The organism is Mangrovibacterium sp., from assembly GCF_041596335.1.
In the GTDB taxonomy this organism is placed as follows: domain Bacteria; phylum Bacteroidota; class Bacteroidia; order Bacteroidales; family Prolixibacteraceae; genus Mangrovibacterium.
Genome location: NZ_JBFHIT010000075.1, coordinates 1 through 17,814 on the forward strand (window position 1 = coordinate 1; position 17,814 = coordinate 17,814).

At 41.7% G+C, this 17,814-nt stretch carries 20 protein-coding genes and 1 CRISPR repeat array; all 20 genes read left to right on the forward strand.

The annotated features are described in order from the left end of the window. The first annotated feature begins 37 nt into the window (after positions 1-37). The 20 genes from ABZD21_RS18090 to cas2 all read left to right on the forward strand — a co-directional run bounded on the left by ABZD21_RS18090 (position 38) and on the right by cas2 (position 15,878). Complete coding sequence (locus ABZD21_RS18090; RefSeq protein WP_372775359.1) at positions 38-178, forward strand: mannonate dehydratase; 141 nt, start codon at positions 38-40, stop codon at positions 176-178. A 43-nt stretch (positions 179-221) separates the two neighbouring features. Further along, positions 222-353 (forward strand): hypothetical protein, encoded by a 132-nt coding sequence (locus ABZD21_RS18095; protein ID WP_372776534.1) that lies wholly within the window; start codon positions 222-224, stop codon positions 351-353. Positions 354-365: 12 nt separating this feature from the next. After that, the gene (locus ABZD21_RS18100) at positions 366-500 is read left to right on the forward strand and encodes a hypothetical protein (RefSeq protein ID WP_372776535.1); all 135 of its coding nucleotides are present in this window, start codon (positions 366-368) and stop codon (positions 498-500) included. 477 nt (positions 501-977) lie between these two features. Next, the gene (locus ABZD21_RS18105) at positions 978-1,889 is read left to right on the forward strand and encodes a helix-turn-helix transcriptional regulator (RefSeq protein ID WP_372776536.1); all 912 of its coding nucleotides are present in this window, start codon (positions 978-980) and stop codon (positions 1,887-1,889) included. A gap of 44 nt (positions 1,890-1,933) precedes the next feature. Then, positions 1,934-2,266, forward strand: coding sequence for an HIRAN domain-containing protein (locus ABZD21_RS18110; protein WP_372776537.1), 333 nt, complete (start codon positions 1,934-1,936; stop codon positions 2,264-2,266). A gap of 32 nt (positions 2,267-2,298) precedes the next feature. After that, positions 2,299-3,144: a CRISPR-associated endoribonuclease Cas6 gene (gene cas6, locus ABZD21_RS18115; RefSeq protein WP_372776538.1), complete on the forward strand. Its 846-nt coding sequence runs from the start codon at positions 2,299-2,301 to the stop codon at positions 3,142-3,144. Further along, positions 3,134-3,802: a transposase gene (locus ABZD21_RS18120; protein WP_372776539.1), complete on the forward strand. Its 669-nt coding sequence runs from the start codon at positions 3,134-3,136 to the stop codon at positions 3,800-3,802. The genes cas6 (ABZD21_RS18115) and ABZD21_RS18120 overlap by 11 nt, the downstream gene beginning before the upstream one ends. A gap of 174 nt (positions 3,803-3,976) precedes the next feature. After that, complete coding sequence (locus tag ABZD21_RS18125) at positions 3,977-4,111, forward strand: hypothetical protein (protein ID WP_372776540.1); 135 nt, start codon at positions 3,977-3,979, stop codon at positions 4,109-4,111. Further along, positions 4,089-4,745, forward strand: a complete 657-nt coding sequence (gene cas6, locus ABZD21_RS18130; protein WP_372776541.1) for a CRISPR-associated endoribonuclease Cas6 — start codon at positions 4,089-4,091, stop codon at positions 4,743-4,745. The genes ABZD21_RS18125 and cas6 (ABZD21_RS18130) overlap by 23 nt, the downstream gene beginning before the upstream one ends. Positions 4,746-4,751: 6 nt before the next feature. Then, entirely contained in the window at positions 4,752-5,303 is a 552-nt protein-coding gene (locus ABZD21_RS18135) for a hypothetical protein (RefSeq protein ID WP_372776542.1), read from the forward strand. Then, positions 5,303-7,444, forward strand: coding sequence for a CRISPR-associated helicase Cas3' (cas3, locus tag ABZD21_RS18140; protein WP_372776543.1), 2,142 nt, complete (start codon positions 5,303-5,305; stop codon positions 7,442-7,444). The genes ABZD21_RS18135 and cas3 overlap by 1 nt, the downstream gene beginning before the upstream one ends. 12 nt (positions 7,445-7,456) lie before the next feature. Continuing rightward, on the forward strand, positions 7,457-8,770 hold the full coding sequence (locus ABZD21_RS18145) for a hypothetical protein (protein ID WP_372776544.1): 1,314 nt from the start codon (positions 7,457-7,459) through the stop codon (positions 8,768-8,770). Between the two features lie 12 nt (positions 8,771-8,782). Continuing rightward, the gene (locus ABZD21_RS18150) at positions 8,783-9,841 is read left to right on the forward strand and encodes a hypothetical protein (protein ID WP_372776545.1); all 1,059 of its coding nucleotides are present in this window, start codon (positions 8,783-8,785) and stop codon (positions 9,839-9,841) included. Between the two features lie 161 nt (positions 9,842-10,002). Beyond that, positions 10,003-11,250, forward strand: a complete 1,248-nt coding sequence (locus ABZD21_RS18155) for a plasmid pRiA4b ORF-3 family protein (protein WP_372776546.1) — start codon at positions 10,003-10,005, stop codon at positions 11,248-11,250. 37 nt (positions 11,251-11,287) lie between these two features. After that, positions 11,288-11,848: a DUF6155 family protein gene (locus ABZD21_RS18160; protein WP_372776547.1), complete on the forward strand. Its 561-nt coding sequence runs from the start codon at positions 11,288-11,290 to the stop codon at positions 11,846-11,848. 7 nt (positions 11,849-11,855) lie between these two features. Then, a complete protein-coding gene (locus tag ABZD21_RS18165) occupies positions 11,856-12,686 on the forward strand; it encodes a hypothetical protein (protein WP_372776548.1) in 831 nt (276 codons plus the stop codon). A gap of 37 nt (positions 12,687-12,723) precedes the next feature. Then, entirely contained in the window at positions 12,724-13,233 is a 510-nt protein-coding gene (gene cas4, locus ABZD21_RS18170) for a CRISPR-associated protein Cas4 (RefSeq protein ID WP_372776549.1), read from the forward strand. Positions 13,234-13,634: 401 nt separating this feature from the next. After that, positions 13,635-14,021 (forward strand): GxxExxY protein, encoded by a 387-nt coding sequence (locus tag ABZD21_RS18175; protein ID WP_372776550.1) that lies wholly within the window; start codon positions 13,635-13,637, stop codon positions 14,019-14,021. 586 nt (positions 14,022-14,607) lie between these two features. Continuing rightward, positions 14,608-15,615, forward strand: a complete 1,008-nt coding sequence (cas1b, locus tag ABZD21_RS18180; protein ID WP_372776551.1) for a type I-B CRISPR-associated endonuclease Cas1b — start codon at positions 14,608-14,610, stop codon at positions 15,613-15,615. After that, complete coding sequence (gene cas2, locus ABZD21_RS18185) at positions 15,615-15,878, forward strand: CRISPR-associated endonuclease Cas2 (RefSeq protein ID WP_372776552.1); 264 nt, start codon at positions 15,615-15,617, stop codon at positions 15,876-15,878. Before cas1b ends, cas2 begins: the two co-directional genes overlap by 1 nt. Before the next feature lie 226 nt (positions 15,879-16,104). Continuing rightward, positions 16,105-17,762: a CRISPR direct-repeat array (repeat unit 30 nt; unit sequence CTACCAATCGCACCATACTGGAATTGAAAT). Positions 17,763-17,814 lie beyond the last annotated feature (52 nt).

A 17,814-nucleotide genomic window follows, 5' to 3' on the forward strand; every position in this document is an offset into this window, starting at 1 on the left:
AAAAAGAAGGAAGGCTGAAGGTCGTCCGGATGTCCGAATTCCGGTTCGTCCGGATCATGGCATCAAAATGCTCGACGACTATGGCAAATCGGCTAATCCGGGTTATCCGTTGATCGGTCGATTGAAAGGCTTAGCCGAATTATCGGGCCTGGAGATGGGAATTGAACGGATGCTTTGAACTGACGATTCGCTTGCTTAATCAGTAAGCACACCCCTCCGATATGCGCCGCAGTTTTTACACCCTCAGCGGCATGGTGACTAACCTAATGGGGCGCAATGTGCAGGATGGCAATGGTTTTATTTTTATCAACTGCACGCGTATGAAGATCCTTCAGGTGAAATGCGGCAGATAGGTCATCTATCAAATGAAACTTAAATCGGGCCGCTTCGACCTACCGATTTTCAATCTGCAAACCAATACTTTTAGTGCCAGCTGGCATGATTTGATGATGATGGTTCAGTGCGCTGCCGGGACTGAAGATATGATTAAACCCAAGTGAGTAAATTAAGGAACGCTTTTAAGTTTTCGGCTTGTTTTCTGCTCCAATCCCGATCACTTTTCGAGCTTATCCCAACTTTGAAATTTCCAGATCTTAGCTGGTATTCTCTCCTCATCCTATTTCTAATATTATGTCATGATCCATTCAAAATTAAGTTGAATTGTGGCAATGCCATCCACTGGATATATGTTCACTGTTGGATAATACTATGTTATTTAGTTGATTAGGTGAGGTGGCTAATTATCCGTATTGGACGTTAAAAATGGGTTTTCGATAGGTTTTCAGGATGAATATTATTAGATTAAAATCTGTTAATAGATGGATTTTTGTTTCATGACTTCAGATGCCGTCGGGCGGTTTGTATTATTAATCCTTTATAATTTATATTCATTCTGGATGATTAGTTGTGTTGTTAAATAAAATCAATTCGTAATTTTAATAGCTCGCAAACGATCCAACTAATTATCATTTTTAGCCATGAACGAACAACAAAAGCTGGGGCGACTATTGGAAATTCTGATGTATTTGTCCAGTGGAATCCGGCGAAGTGTAGATGAAATCTGCAATCGGTTCGATATCTCCGAACGAACCGCTTTTCGCTATCTTCAAACCTTTAGAGATGCAGGCTTTATTATTTCCAAACCGAAGAACGGTTTGTATCAAATTGACAAAGACTCGCCCTATTTCAGAGAGATCAGTGAACTGCTCCATTTCTCGAACGAAGAAGCTTTTATTCTTCAAAAAGCTATTCATTCAATCAGCGACGAAAACCTGTTAAAACAGAAACTGGTTCATAAGCTTTATGCCCTGTACGATTTTGACCGCGTAGCCAATACCATCGTTAAGCAAGAGCACTCGGAAAATATTCATCAATTGATGCGCGCTATCCGGGATAAAAGAAAAGTAATACTAAAGGGCTATTTGTCGGCCAATAGTAACGAGGAGAAGGACCGTTTTGTTGAGCCCTTCGAATTTACCACCAATTATGTCTCCACCTGGGCATATGACACTGAAGACGGCATCTGTAAAACATTCAAAAATACGAGAATCGGTTCGGTGGTCGTGCTCAACGAACCCTGGACATGTGAAGGCAAGCATGTCACACTGCCAATGGATGTTTTCCGGATAAGCGGAACAGAACAAGTTTGGGTGAAACTCGCATTGAGTATTCGTGCCTGTGAGCTGCTTAAAGAAGAATATCCGTTGGCCGAAGCGCACATAAGCGAAATAAACGATGGGAGCTTTCTGTTTCACGCCCCGGTTTGTGGTTTCGACGGAGTAGGGCGTTTCGTCATGGGGCTGAATTCTGAAATTAGCATACTCGAACCTGATGAACTCAGAAAATTTATTCAAAACAAAGCGAAAAATATTATCACTGCCATAAGTTGACAGTATTCTACCCGAGATTAGTTTCAATTTTAAAAATTCAACAGATGGAACGGATACATTTCAAAAATTTCTCGGTGGCCGGATTTAGCTATTACGACGGAGTGCTCGTATTTAATCGACTGAAAATTGGTACTGAACTGGAGCTTAAAGCTGAGCCAGACAACAAGTACGACCCAATGGCAGTAGCCATTTATTATGGACCCTATAAGCTGGGTTTTGTCCCTCGATCGGCTAATTATTCACTAGCCAAAATACTGACAGCAGGGTACAACATCTTTGAAACCCGGGTTCAATTTGTCAATGAAACGGCCATGCCCGAAGATCAGTTGGGAGTCGTTGTTTTTATCAAAACAAAAGTAGAAACGAAGGCGGTATAAAACCGCTTCTTTAATAGAATAACCGTATCGCGATGAGATTTAAAATTACATTTAACCGCACCACCCGGCAGCGGATGTTGCCCATGGATTACCAGTATTTTATTAGTGCTTGGATTTATAAAGTTTTGAAACAGGCCGATCCCGAATTTGCCCGGTTTTTACATGAACAGGGCTATGGACAAAGCGAAACTAAATTGTACAAGCTGTTTTGTTTTTCGCGCCTCAATTTTGGCAAACCCAAGTTATGGAAAGAAAAGAAACTGTTTGAAATAACCAGCCACGAAATTAGCCTTCAGATTAGTTTCGATGTTTCCGAAGCCGCTTCAACCTTTATTAAAGGGTTGTTTATGAATCAGGAATTTTTTCTGGGCGACAAATTCAATGGGATCGACATTAAGGTGACAGGTGTTGAAGCCTTGCCTGAACCCGGGTTTCGGGAAACGATGCAATATCGTGTGCAAACACCATGGGTGGTCAGCTATCAAGCCGAAACCGACCGAAATCCGCAATACCTGTCGCCCGGCTACGATGGGTTTGCAACGCTTGCCATTAAACATCTGGTTGAGAAGTATAAAAATACCAGAGCTACGGAAGCGATTGAAAGTACACAAATCGGTTTAAAGCGGATAAGCGATTTTAAACGAGCCGGATTTGTCATCAAACCAGGAACTCCGGAGCAGACACGCATTGTGGGCAACCTGTTCGATTTTGAATTGACCGCACCGCCCGAACTTCATCGCATGATTTGGAGCGCCGGGGTAAGCGAAAAAAGCAGCAGCGGCTTTGGCTGGGTGGAGTTACAAACAGTTTTTATCGCTGATAGAGTTTCGAACTCTGTCAGCGATAAAAAAGAGAAACAGCCTACCCATGAATCCTGAAAAATTGGAATACGACAAATTCTATCACATCTACACACACGGAGTGGGAGGTAGAAATATATTCAAGGAAACGGAGAATTACGAGTATTTTCTGCATCTCTACGATAAATATATAGAACCGGTTGCCGATACGTTTGCGTGGGCACTCATGCCTAATCATTTGCATCTGCTGGTGAGGATAAAGAACAGTGTTTGCTACAAATTTTGCAACGCTGACAGGTCTATCGACCCTGTCAGGTTTAAAGAACTGAAGTGGCAAACCCGAAACCTGTCAGCGTGTGAAGCACCTGACAGCGTTAAAATGCCCTCGCCCGAAAAACATATTTCGCACCTGTTGAACGCCTACGCAAAATACTACAACACCCGATACGAAAAATCAGGCGCCCTTTTCGAACGGCCATTTAATCGGAAACCGATCGACAACTTGCAGTACATGAAACATGTGGTACTCTACATACACAACAACCCGGTTCACCACGGATTTTGTACCCACCCACTCGAATATCCCTGGACTTCGTACCTCAGTTGCATCTCGCTGAAACCGACTAAGATTAAGCGCGATGCAGTGGTTGGCTGGTTTAACGATAGTGCTGAATTTAAAACCCGACACAGAGAAGCCCTTGAGTTTGAAGAACTGGATGGTTGGTTAGGGCTATAAATAAAATATGCTATAAGTATCTGATGGGGTTTCAAACCCTGTCGGGTTTTTTCCAAACTTGAAGTAATTTGAATCCTGGTAATTCCAAGGGTAGATTACTCCATCGAACAGATAATTCCACCCCTGTCAGGTTTCTAAAACCTGACAGGGGTAAAATGAAAAAGTTAAAACAACATGAAACAAAACTACAAAACGATTGACTACGAATGGCTGACCAGGCCAACTGGCGATCCGTTTGCAGATGCAGATAAATTTTATAAAAAGAATACCATCAAGAACTATTACTATGCGAATACATTTAAAGATTAAAACTACAACTGATGTCATTCCATTCGACCACCAACCTTTACTTACTGGTACAATCCATAAATGGTTGGGGTGGAATGAAGAACATGGAGAAGTTTCCTTGTATTCTTTCTCTCAACTTGAAGGAGGAAAGGCAACACCCAACGGATTGCGTTTTGAACGAGGAACTTCCTTTTTCTTCAGCTCGTACGATGCCAAATTAATAAAGAAGTTAATTGGTGGAATACAAACTGATCCGACCATGTTTCGCGGACTAACTGTCTTAGAGGTCATTATTCAGGAAGACCCCGATTTTGCAGATCGGCAATTGTTCTTTGTTGCAAGTCCGATTTTTATTAAGCGCAGAGTTGAAGATCGGATTAGCCATATTCTGTTTGATGATCCTCACGCTGGAACGTATCTCAAAGAAACGCTTCAAACCAAAATGAAGGAAGCTGGAATATTGGACGAAACGTTGGATGTCCGGTTTGAAACAGGTTACCCCAAAGCAGGAACAAAAATGATTAATTACAACGGGATTCGGAATCGCGCCAGTTGGTGTCCCGTGGTTATTGAGGGCAAGCCCGAAACAAAACTGTTTGCATGGAACGTTGGCTTGGGAAATTCAACTGGAATTGGATTTGGTGCAATTAAATAGATGGATATGGAAAAAATATTTGTAGTAAAATATTCAGGCCCATTCGGGTTTATTAAACCTTGGACAGCGGTTAGAGATGGTAAAACGTTTAGCCAGCAATTTTTAACGCCTTCAATTATAGAAGGAATAAGACAAAAGTTGGAAGTTCGCTCCATCGTTCGGCACAAGTTGACTTATTCGTCAATTAGTGTTCAACAAGAACAAACGCAAACACGAGGTTGGGCAAAGAAAACCCAACAGAAAATGATGTTGCGTAAACAATCCATAATTGAACGTGGAATAATGATTAACCCTATTCTTTATTTAGCCTTCGTTACAGAGGAAGAGGCGCGAAAAAGTGCAAAACAACACATTTGCTTATGTCGAAATGAAGATGTGCTTTTCCCAGATGCTGACATAATCCCATTGGATGAACAGGGTTTTGACCAACTAACTGGATTTGAATTGCGGTTTGGCGAAAGTGAGAAGTCATTTTTGGTAGGCTTTAATCGGTTTGATGAGACGAAACCCATGTACGGATGGTTGGAAATTGCAGGTAACCCAGTTAGTGGAATGTAATGAAAAACCTCAATCACATATTAGCCAAAGGGGAAGAGAACGGGTATGTTACATTGGTTCAACATTTATCAGAAGTTGCGTTGCTCGCTGAAAAGGTTGCAAATCATCTTGGGTTAGACACCTCGATTGCCCAAAAGGGGGCAATTCTGCATGACATTGGCAAAGCAAGTTCACTTTTTCAGAATACTTTGAAGAAGAATTTTCAACGGCCTCCCGGATTTTTGTTTCGGCATGAATTGGCTTCACTGTTTTTCATTTCAATCCTGAATGAAAAAGAAAAGTATCCTGTTATTGATATGATTGCAGCCCATCACAAATCAATTTATAAGGATGCTGGAGGTAAAGGCTTGCTCGATTTGGATGAAAACGAACCGGAAGTTTTTGAAAAGCACATTAAAGGCTTTGATGAATGGAGCAAGGATGCACTTTCTATACTGGAACATTTCAATTTTGAAACCAAAACAATCTCGGCTCAACAAGCCAAGGAGAGTTTTTACGAAGTGGTTAATTATTGTCAATCCAAAAAGTATGGTTATTCGCAATGGAAAGGCGTTTTGATTGCCGCCGACCACTTGGCATCGGCCATGAGCGGCTACATTAAGCCATTGGAACGAAAGCTTTTTGTTTTACCTGATTTGAGCTATTACCACTCCCGAAAAAGTGAACTGTATCCATTATCGTTGATTTCAACATCTGATAAACGCAAACACACATTGGTTACAGCACCAACCGGAGCCGGGAAAACCGACTTTCTGATTCGCCGTTGTAACGGGCGTGTGTTTTATACTCTGCCATTTCAAGCATCGATTAACGCCATGTACGAACGAATAAAAGACGATTTGAAAAACACAGATGCCGACGTTCGCTTACTTCATGCCGCTTCAAGTATTAAGTTGGAGAATGGAAATTTGAAAGAAAAGATGCTTCAACGCCACATCGGTGCTTCGGTGAAAGTGCTAACCCCACACCAAATGGCTTCGTTGGTATTTGGCACAAAAGGCTTTGAAGCCATGATTGCAGACATTAAAGGCTGCGATATTATTCTCGATGAAATTCACACCTATTCCGAAACAACCCAGGCCATCGTGTTAAAGATCGTTGAAATACTCTGCAATATTGGTTGTCGCGTGCATATCGGAACAGCTACCATGCCATCGGTATTATATAACCGATTGGTTGATATACTGGGAGGTAGCAACAATATTTACGAGGTGAAACTACCCGATGAGGTTTTGGATACGTTCAACAGGCATATTATTCACAAAGCCGATTCTATTGAATCGTTAAGCAACATTATTGAAGAAGCCATTCACCAGAATCAAAAAATCCTTCTGGTTTGCAATCAGGTGAAACGGGCTCAGACTCTTTTCAATGATCTATCTGAAAGGTACTCACATATTGAAAAAATGTTGGTGCATAGTCGGTTCAAACGAGGAGTGCGAAGCCAATTAGAATCCGATTTGCGGAACATATACAACAACAGCACCAAGGCTTGTTTGGTGGTTTCAACACAAGTGGTTGAAGTGAGCCTCGACATTAGTTTCGACCTGATGATTACCGAATGCGCCCCAATCGATGCGTTGATTCAGCGCTTTGGACGTATCAATCGCAAGCGTTCAAAAGAGACAATCGGGCAATACAAACCCATTTATGTACTTGCACCGCCCAACGAAAAAACCGAGGCCTTGCCTTATGGATTGGAAGTATTGCAACGAACTTACGAAGCTTTGCCCAATGGCAATTTAATGAAAGAGAGAGAGGCGCAAGCATTGATCGATACCGTTTATCCGGGAATCGAATTTGTTAACATCGATCTGAATGCAGTTTTCAAAGATGGACAATGGATGATCAAAGAACTTTGGCACAACTCCAAGTCGGCACTTCTGGAAACACTCGATATTGATTCGGTTGCCTGTATTGACGAAGCTGATAGGGATGTTTACGAATTGGCTACTTATGAAGAGCAGGCAAAGTTGGAAATTCCGGTTTCGTACCGTTCTGTGGGTTATAGGGGCTTGGATAAATCGGCCAACGGTTCAAAACCCTTTGTCATTCCGTCGAAGGCATACGATAAGGATTTGGGCTTTCTGGTTGACTTCGCAAAACCCGAGTTTTACAATGTTTCATTACGATTTTTATAAAAAACAACAGATATGATAGCAGCAAATATTGGAAAAATCTTTCTGGATGCTTACAACGAAAAATACAAAAGCAACTACACAGCTAAAGAGTTCTTCGTTGAAAAGTATTACGAAATTTTCTTTAACCACAACAAATACATGATGTCTGCAGGAAATTCTCCCTTAGAAAATCCCAAAATAAGTTGGGATAAGATGAGAAAAGGACAGATACCTTATGAAACGGTTGAGAAAAGAAATGATCGGTTTACTAAAACAGTTGAGAAGATTGATGCGGGGCCGGCTGATGCCAGTATTGCCATTGGTTTTCCAACATTGGATTTAACAGCCACTACGTCAGGACAGGTAACCAACCTTGACCTACCAATTAAAACCGATGATATTTATTTATCGTGGATTGGTAGTGGTCTAGGTATTGGCGTTCAAAGCGGTTTATCACTCCTGTTCAGCACCAAACAAATTTTGCTTGATCTGTTCGAGGGCTGGCAGGTTTATCGCGATTATTTAAACAGCACATCAGGCTTGAGAGGAAACCAAATCAACACTTGGAATGGCCAATGGATTGCCCACCGTTACGACAAACTTAGCTATGATTCGGTGAACCCAACAGCATCATTCAATCCCTTTGGGGCTATGAAGGATGGAGGCATGGAGGTAAATACCCAATCGTGGACAAAAGTCCTCATTGGCATTGCTCGCAATTTTCCCGAATCGTCTTTAACAGCGTATGTTTATAACCTGGGGCAAATGAACATTACCGTTGGCTTTGTTCCATTTGAATTGCCTCGAATCCGGCAACCGTTCGAACTCTATAACAAGTATTTCGGAACAACCAAACGAGAACAAGTTGAACAATTGTTTGGAACTGCAATAGGCTTTACCAGAGCTTGTCAAATGGGAGCTATAGGTGTAAATGCACTTGAACCCAAAGGCTTTCGTGACTGCATGGACAAAGGAGACGTTCCGAAATACAATTCTACCAATGAAGAAAAAACAACCAATTTTAATACGTATCAAATATGGTTATTAGCTATGTTGAACAATGAACAATTATGGGAAAAGGCGCATCAGATTGCGGCTACCCTCAACACCTATTCTTTGAGCGATAAAAATGCAAAAAAGGTAAAAAGTCAAGAAGTAACAAACCTATTAGCTTCGGTGAATAAAAAGCAGTTTATCGAGTCATTAATTGAAATTGTAAAAGGAAGTCCCGAAACCGATCAGTTGGCTGAAATTGCAGAAATCATCCATACGATGCCTATCGATAATGTGCCCTACTTCCTAACCTTAATCCGTTTTCAATACGCAGTAGTAAATAAAAAATCTTAAAAACGAATAATTATGAGTGCTTACATTTATTTAAGAGCGTTAAAACACGCTGAACACACAGTTTTTTGTGTACAGGATGGTCAGAAAACCTATTTCGATCCCCAGTTTAACCGAGTTGTGGCTTACTCAAGTGGTCAACAAGTAAAACGTTCAATCCTTGATTCACTCACTTCAAATTTGAACGTTCAAATGGCCCCCATCACGTTCAATTACAATGTAACCAAGGATAAACAATTGGAAAACAAAGAACCATGGTCTCCATGCGATCCTTCGTATGTCGATCAGTTGCTTGGGGGTTGGATGCGCGCCGGCGATGGCATCACGGTTAAACGGCGGAGTCCATTATCAATTTCAGCCATGCGCCCTATTCATCCATTGCTCGCTGGTACCGACAAAGAAAACCTCACCTTCGACCGAAGCGATAAACCCGACAGGCATCCTGTGAATGTGAGATTGGGTGATAAATTAATGACTGATGAAGAAATTGATGAATTCCTGACAACCAACAACCGATCACTACCGCGTCGAAATTGGATTCCAGATAACGTTCGTACTGGTGGTCTTTTTGTTTATGATATTGCTATCGACTTGCGTACGCTTTTTTCTGTTTCAACCAATCAACATGAACCTGAATTATCTAAAGACAAAATTGAAGACTTAAAAGCAAAAGGCTGGGTTGAAAGCGAAAATGTATTTGGTAAATGTTTGGTGCTTCCAAGGGAAGAACGAGAGAAAGTAATCCCTGCCTTGGCTAGTGCCTTATTGAATTGGCGCATCACGTCGAACCAAGCTCGCACCTTTAGTCTGATGGAAACTTTGGCTGTTGCAATTAGCGACAATGCCAATAGACTGGCAGGTGCAATTCGCGCCAAACTAATCGAAGATGGTGAAAAGCCAAAGGCCAAACCGATCATTGACGAAACTGCCGGAGCAGATGTTTTTGTTACTCTGCCATGTTCAAATTATGTGGTTACTGTAAACGAAAGTGCCGATGCCCTTGACAAAGCCGAACAAAAGCTCATTGATCTGATGATGGCATTCGATTACGAAAACCAGCTGGTTAAAGTTTAAACTGTTATCTTTTAGCCTTTCAATCCTGACAGGGGTCTAAACCCTGTCAGGATTATTAACCGGATTAACATATAAGTGGCAAGCTTCTGGAATTTTATAGCCTCCAGAGTTTACAAACAACAGGAAAAGCGATATTTTAGTCATTCACTAAAACGCATAAAATGGCAAAAAAGCAAAAAGGAAAAGTGGTGCAGATGCTTAGTCCGGAGAACTACATCAGGCAGCGGTCGCGGACTTTACCCATACACGAATGTTGGGTAACCAAAGGTTGGGAGCAGGATAAGAAGGTGAGTATCATGATTACCCGAAAGCATACCAATGGAAACCTTACGATGGGATTCTTTCTGGTGGATTTGTTGTGCCTGGGGGTGAAAGACGCCCATTTTAAGTTTAATATCCCGGCCTTTGAGTACGCGGAATTGTTACAGGAACTAGGGGTAGAAAATGAAATGGTGCGAGCTGATTACACCCTGGCTCATAACCTGATATTAGCCTCGGTTGAATTTGCCGAAGATTTCGGTTTTAAACCGCATAAAGATTTTACTTCAACCATGCAGTATTTTCTGGCTGAAGACAACGATGAGGTTGAACTGATCGAGATTGAATGCGGGTATCAAGGGCAGCCCATGTATGTTCGTGGTCCGTTCGACTCGGATGCCGATGTTGCCAAGGTGCTGTCGCAATTGGACAAATCGGCGGGTTTCGGGAACTATAGATTCATTGACAATCCCGAAGCGATGATGGATGACGATTGGGATGAGGAGGATGGTTTTTTTGATGAAGATAATTTGAAAGAACTCCGTGAAATGCTGAGCATACAAAGTCCCGGGTATCAGTTCAAGGTTCAGCTTGATGGCATTAGTAAACCGCCCGTTTGGCGTAGGGTAGTGGTTCCTTCGCATTACACATTCGACTATTTTCATACCATTCTGCAAGACGTTTTTGGATGGGAGGAGGAACATTTGTTTCAATTCTCGCCCAATGGATTTGGCTCGTATCCGGTGATCAAAGTACCTGATGAATTTGATGAAGATGGGCAGGATTTGGACGCTGCTGAGATTAACCTGTCGGATATTTTTAAAGAGGAAGGGCAGAGGTATACGTATATCTACGATTTTGGCGATTGCTGGAAACATCGCATCCAGCTGGAAAAAATTCTGCCCGAACCGATTAGTCGGCCAACTTGCCTCGATGGCAAGGGAAATTGTCCGCCGGAAGATTGCGGTGGGGTTGTCGGTTTCGAAAACCTGAAAAAGATTGTACAAGACCCAAAACATCCGGAGTACGATGATATGCGGGACTGGCTGATGCTGGAGGAGGATGAAAGCTGGGATCCGAAAGACTTTGATCTTCAGCAGGCGCAGAGAGAGCTGGATACTTTTTACAATCTGGACAATTTTTCAGACTAAAGGTATACCCATCAATACTTGATCAAATACATCTACGATGGCCACAACAGGACTTAAAAAGCAACTCAACGCACTGTCGAAAGAGCAGCTGGTGAAACACATCTTTGAGCTGGATAAAAAATACAAAGCAGTGCAAGAGTATCACCAGGTGTTTGTCAATAACGATGTTTCGGGAACGGTAGCGAAGGCAAAAAAAATCATCGAAAACGAATTTTATCCAGCCAGAGGCCTGCCCAAAACGCGTCTTTCTGTTGCTCGAAAAGCCGTTACCGATGCTAAAAAGTTAGGGCCTCCGGCCGAAGCGCAGGCCGATTTGATGTTGTACTATGTGGAAACGGGCGTGTCGTTTACCCGCGACTACAGCGATATTGACGAGCCGTTTTATAACAGTATGGAAAAGATGTTTGTCATGGCGCTGGAATATATGTATAAAGAGCGGTTGTTGGATCAATTGCAGGGGCGTGCATCGGCTATTTTATCCAATTCGGCTCATACCGGATGGGGATTTCACGATACGCTTTGCCAGTTTTATTCGGAGTATTACGTTGAAAAAACTTGCCCCGGTATTCCCGATCCGGTTTATTTCAATATTAATTGACCTTACCATGAATCGTTACCTTGAACAATTAATCGACGATATTCGGCAGGCCAGCTGGAGGATACAGCCACCGCACGAATTGTGGCTTGAATCGAATGTCGATACGGATGATGAAGATGAGGTGGAGGATATGGCTTATGCCGAGCAATTTTTGTACGGTGAGAAAAAGCCAATTTCCGAAATCACCGGAATTGAACGGGAAAAGCTTCCTTCACCCGAATTGCTTCGTCCCGAACATCAAGCTGTTTTGGCCCAGGAACTGGAGAAGTTACTGGAGTTGTTTCATTTTTACCTCGACTTTCCGGAGGGCTTCCCGTTGGATATGCGTTATTCGTTTATCCGTGATTTGTGGTCAGAATCTCATGTCCCGTTGTCTTTTGGCGAAAACCAGATTGAATTTTGTCAATACGAGGAAGAAGATTGTCCGTTTCCGGGATACTGTACTGTATGTAAGGAATTTGAAATAGAGCTGGAGTCTGAGCAGGCCAAGGGAGCAGTGGCCGGTGATATGGATTTTAATGTAGAGGATCTTCTGCCCACGCCTGAGGACATTGATGAATGGGTCAGGAACCGACAAGAGTTGCTGGAAGATGAAAACGAGTTGGATGGAATATCGAAAGAGCGCGCGCGTGTGCTGATTGACCAGGATTTCAGGGGTGGCCTATTCGATGATGAGGGCTATCCTATTGATCCGGAATCTGTCCCCGTGCCCGGCCTGTGTGTCATTTGTAAAATGTACCAGATCGACGATCCTGAGGAAAACCTTTTGTGCCTGATGAACCGACACGACCAGCGAAATGACGTCCACTTTAAGTGCGGCATGTTCGAAAAAAATTAGTCCCAATCTCATCAATCTAATTCAATCCACTAGTCCCATGAACATCACCGGAACCCATTTCAACTACTACCTCATTTGCCATCGTAAGCTTTGGTTGTTTGCCAACGGCATTAACATGGAATCGACTTCTGATCTGGTGTACGAAGGCAAGTTGTTGCACGAAACCTCGTATCCCCGCCGCAGCGAAAAGTACCGCGAGCTGGCGTTGGACGGCATAAAAATCGACTACTTCGACCCCAAAAATAAGGTGGTGCATGAGATTAAAAAATCGGATAAACATGAGGAAGCGCATGAGTGGCAGGTGAAATATTACTTGTATGTACTGGAGCAGAATGGTGTTGAGGGAGCAACCGGATTGCTTGAATACCCGCGCTTGCATAAAACCGACGAGGTTTTTCTAACGATCCCCGACCGGGAAGCGATCACTGAAATGCTGGAAAAGATAGCTCAATTGATCGCAAGGGAACAATGCCCGGAACGAATACCAATTAAACGATGCAAACATTGCAGCTATTTTGATTTTTGTTGGAGTGGGGAGGAAGGATGATGGACAGGATTCACCGGATTGACATGAAAACAATACGAAATATGGAAAGGGTTCGCAGGATGGATCGAAATTGCAACCTGACTTCAGAACCTTAAGTCCAGGCTTTTTCAACATGTTAATCCTGTAAATCATGTCAAAATAATGTTCACAGAATGAACGTGTAGACAAACAGGAAAATGGACATGATTCACCGGATTGACAGGTAAACATAGAGAAAGAAGGACAGGGTTCGCGGGATGGATCGAAAGTACAATCTGACTTCAGAACCTTAAGTCTAGGCTTTTTCAACATGTTAATCCTGTAAATCATGTCAAAATAATATTCACAGGATTGACATGTAAACTTAAAGAAAGAAGGACATGAATTAAATGTGCAGGTAAGGATGTAATTAACAACATTAAATGATGCAAGAAGATGTTTTGACAAAAAAGATTATCGCATGTGCTTATACGGTGCACAATAAACTTGGGGCCGGATTTTTTGAGAAGGTCTATGAAAACTCGATGGTGATTGAACTGCGAAACAACGGACTGAAGGTGGAGCAACAATGCCCAATTCCAGTTTTTTATGAAGGTATTAAGGTTGGCGATTATTTTGCCGACTTATTGGTGAATGACCTAGTCATCGTTGAGCTCAAAGCGGTTGAAAACCTGAACAGGCAGCACGAGGTTCAGGTGGTCAATTACCTTAATGGTATCGGTCTGGAAATTGGGTTGCTAATCAATTTTGGGAGTTCAGTAGTCGTAAAAAGAAAGTATCGAAAGTACAACTTGACTTCAGAACCTTAAGTCCAGGCTTTTTCAACATGTTAATCCTGTAAATCATATCAAAATAATGTTCACAGAATGAACGTGTAGACAAACAGAAAAATGGACATGATTCACCGGATTGACATGAAAACATAGAGAAAGAAGGACAGGGTTCGCGGGATGGATCGAAAGTGCAAACTGACTTCAGAACCTTAAGTCTAGGCTTTTTCAACTTGTTAATCCTGTAAATCATGTCAAAATAATATTCACAGGATGAACATGAATACAAACAGAAAAATGGAGATGATTCACCGGATTGACATGAAAACAATACGAATTTTGGAAAGGATTCGCAGTATGGATCGAAAGTGCAAACTGACTTCAGAACCTTAAGTCTAGGCTTTTTCAACATGTTAATCCTGTAAATCATGTCAAAATAATATTCACAGGATGAACATGAATACAAACAGAAAAATGGACATGATTCACCGGATTGACATGAAAACAATACGAAATATGGAAAGGATTCGCGGGATGGATCGAAATTGCAACCTGACTTAAGAACCTTAAGTCCAATCTTTTTTAACCTGTTAATCCTGTAAATCATGTCAAAAATAATTAATACATGTCCAAAAAAACCTATTATCTTTTTAATCCGGGGCGCCTGCAACGCCGTGATAATACCCTGAAATTTACACCTTACGATGAAGACGGAAACGAACAAAAGCCTCGTTTTTTGCCGGTTGAAAATGTGGGTGAGTTGTATTGTTTCGGAAACCTCGATGCCAATTCGGCTCTTTATAGCTTTCTGGGGCAGGAGCAAATTCCGGTTCATTTTTTCGACTACTACGAAAATTATACCGGCTCGTTTATGCCACGTGAGGCTTTGCTGTCGGGTAAGATGCTGATTGCTCAGGTGAAGTGTCAGCAAAATAAGAAAAGCAGGATCGATCTGGCTCAGCGCATTCTCGATGGCGCTAGCTTCAACATGGTAAAAAACCTTCGATATTACAACAGCCGAGGGAAAGATCTCGACCCGATTATCGACATCATTGAAACGTTAAGCGCTAAAATCCTTCAAACCACAGCGATCGATGAGCTTATGGGGATAGAGGGAAATATCCGCAAAAACTACTACGAGGCATTTGAACTAATCATCAATGATTTCAGCATGAACGGACGTTCGTACCGACCACCGAAAAACGAGGTGAACGCCTTAATTTCGTTTGGCAATATGATGTGCTACAGTCAATGTTTGCGGGCTATTCATCAAACTCAGCTTAATCCCACTGTGAGTTTTTTGCATGAGCCCGGAGAACGCCGTTTTTCGCTTTCGCTCGATTTGGCAGAGGTGTTTAAACCTTTGTTGGTGGATCGGGTAATTTTTAAGGTGATGAATAAAAAGATGATACAAACTAATCATTTCGAAGAGCAGGTTAACCGTGTGACCTTGAAACCGAATGGAAAGAAGATATTTGTTCAGGCTTTTGAGGAACGGCTGGTCGAAACCATAAAACACCGAACGCTCGACCGTTCGGTTAGTTACAAACACCTGATAAAACTTGAATGTTATAAGGTGCAAAAGCATTTGTTAGGAATTGAAGAGTATAAACCGTTTAAAATGTGGTGGTAATGTATGTAATTGCAGTTTACGATGTGGGACAGAAGCGCGTTGGCAAAATGTTGAAGTTGTGCCGCCGGTACCTCAACTGGATTCAAAACTCGGTTCTTGAGGGTGAGATTTCTGAAGCCAAGCTACAGGAACTTAAGTATGAAGCGATGCTGATTATGGATGAAGAAACCGATAGTCTCATTATTTTTAAGACCCGGCAAGAGAAGTGGCTCGACAAGGAAATTGTTGGTCAGGAACGGCAAAATCTTGATACATTTTTGTAAATGTGGTTGTCGATGGAGGCTTCCACGATTGAACGAAAACAAAAATGTGAGAAAATGAAAATTTCTCGAGTTCTTTGACATGTTGAAAATAAGCGATTTAGATAGACTTGTCGATCCACGGGGTAAAATACGTTTTAGGCGATCGACAATCAAATGACTTAAAAATGCTATTTTTGAAAAACTTAGTTTGTTGATAATGAACTATTTTTTTTGAGTCGTCGAACGGCTACCAATCGCACCATACTGGAATTGAAATTGGGTTGAATCAGTCGCCGGACATTCTCTACCATCTACCAATCGCACCATACTGGAATTGAAATTGTCTTCTACCTCTTCGGTCTCATCAACCTCTTCGCTACCAATCGCACCATACTGGAATTGAAATTATCGTGTTTGAATGTCTCTAAGTGAGTGATCATAAGCTACCAATCGCACCATACTGGAATTGAAATTGAATGGACACGAGCAACCAACACAGCGAAGATCGAGCTACCAATCGCACCATACTGGAATTGAAATGCATAATGAATTACCTTGTCTATAAATTCATCCATTCTACCAATCGCACCATACTGGAATTGAAATATGATTAAGCGTGCTATTTTTTACCTCATGATTTCTACCAATCGCACCATACTGGAATTGAAATGCAGCAGCAGTCGAACAGTTTGAAGTCGATGACTCCTACCAATCGCACCATACTGGAATTGAAATGCAATTGGTTATAACAGCTGTTACACTGTCATCTCTACCAATCGCACCATACTGGAATTGAAATTGCACAAAAGCGGCACAGTTACTTAACGATCACGGCTACCAATCGCACCATACTGGAATTGAAATTTCAGGTAGCTTGTATTCTTTCTTAGCGAATGGTCTACCAATCGCACCATACTGGAATTGAAATATACATAACGACCCCATCCATAATAGACAGCATCCTCTACCAATCGCACCATACTGGAATTGAAATTTCTCCACATCATCCTCTGAAACCTCTATAAAAACTACCAATCGCACCATACTGGAATTGAAATTCCGCAAGAATTCAATTTCAGCCTTCCGGTCTTTAACTACCAATCGCACCATACTGGAATTGAAATCTTACATGGTCTAGGTTTGATTGTTATGTTGCAGATCTACCAATCGCACCATACTGGAATTGAAATTTTATAGAAGTTCACATACTGCTTAAATGGGCTGTCTACCAATCGCACCATACTGGAATTGAAATAAGTCAATGTCGGTGGAAGTGATACTCAGATGGTCTACCAATCGCACCATACTGGAATTGAAATAAGTCGGCTACGTGGATTCTTGAAACATCACCGTACTACCAATCGCACCATACTGGAATTGAAATTACAAAGATAGACAGCTATACACGAAAGAAGCGGCAACTACCAATCGCACCATACTGGAATTGAAATAAAGGAAGATATAAAGTAACAACAACCTATTCAAACTACCAATCGCACCATACTGGAATTGAAATGAATCTACAAAAACATCCGCGATGGATGGCAGGCAGCTACCAATCGCACCATACTGGAATTGAAATGGAAGAAACGTCCATTTTAATTAATTTCAGCACTCTACCAATCGCACCATACTGGAATTGAAATTAAAAAAGCGGATTGAATATCTTGAGAAGCTCGACTACCAATCGCACCATACTGGAATTGAAATGTATAAATACGAACCGTGATTTTATAATTATTGAGCTACCAATCGCACCATACTGGAATTGAAATTTGACGAAAAAGCGGGAAAAGAAAAAAAGGTAAATACTACCAATCGCACCATACTGGAATTGAAATACGACGAATTTAATCTGATTCAAATTAATATGGACTACCAATCGCACCATACTGGAATTGAAATTAGGGACAGCACAATCAAAAATGCGTTTATCTGTAGCTACCAATCGCACCAT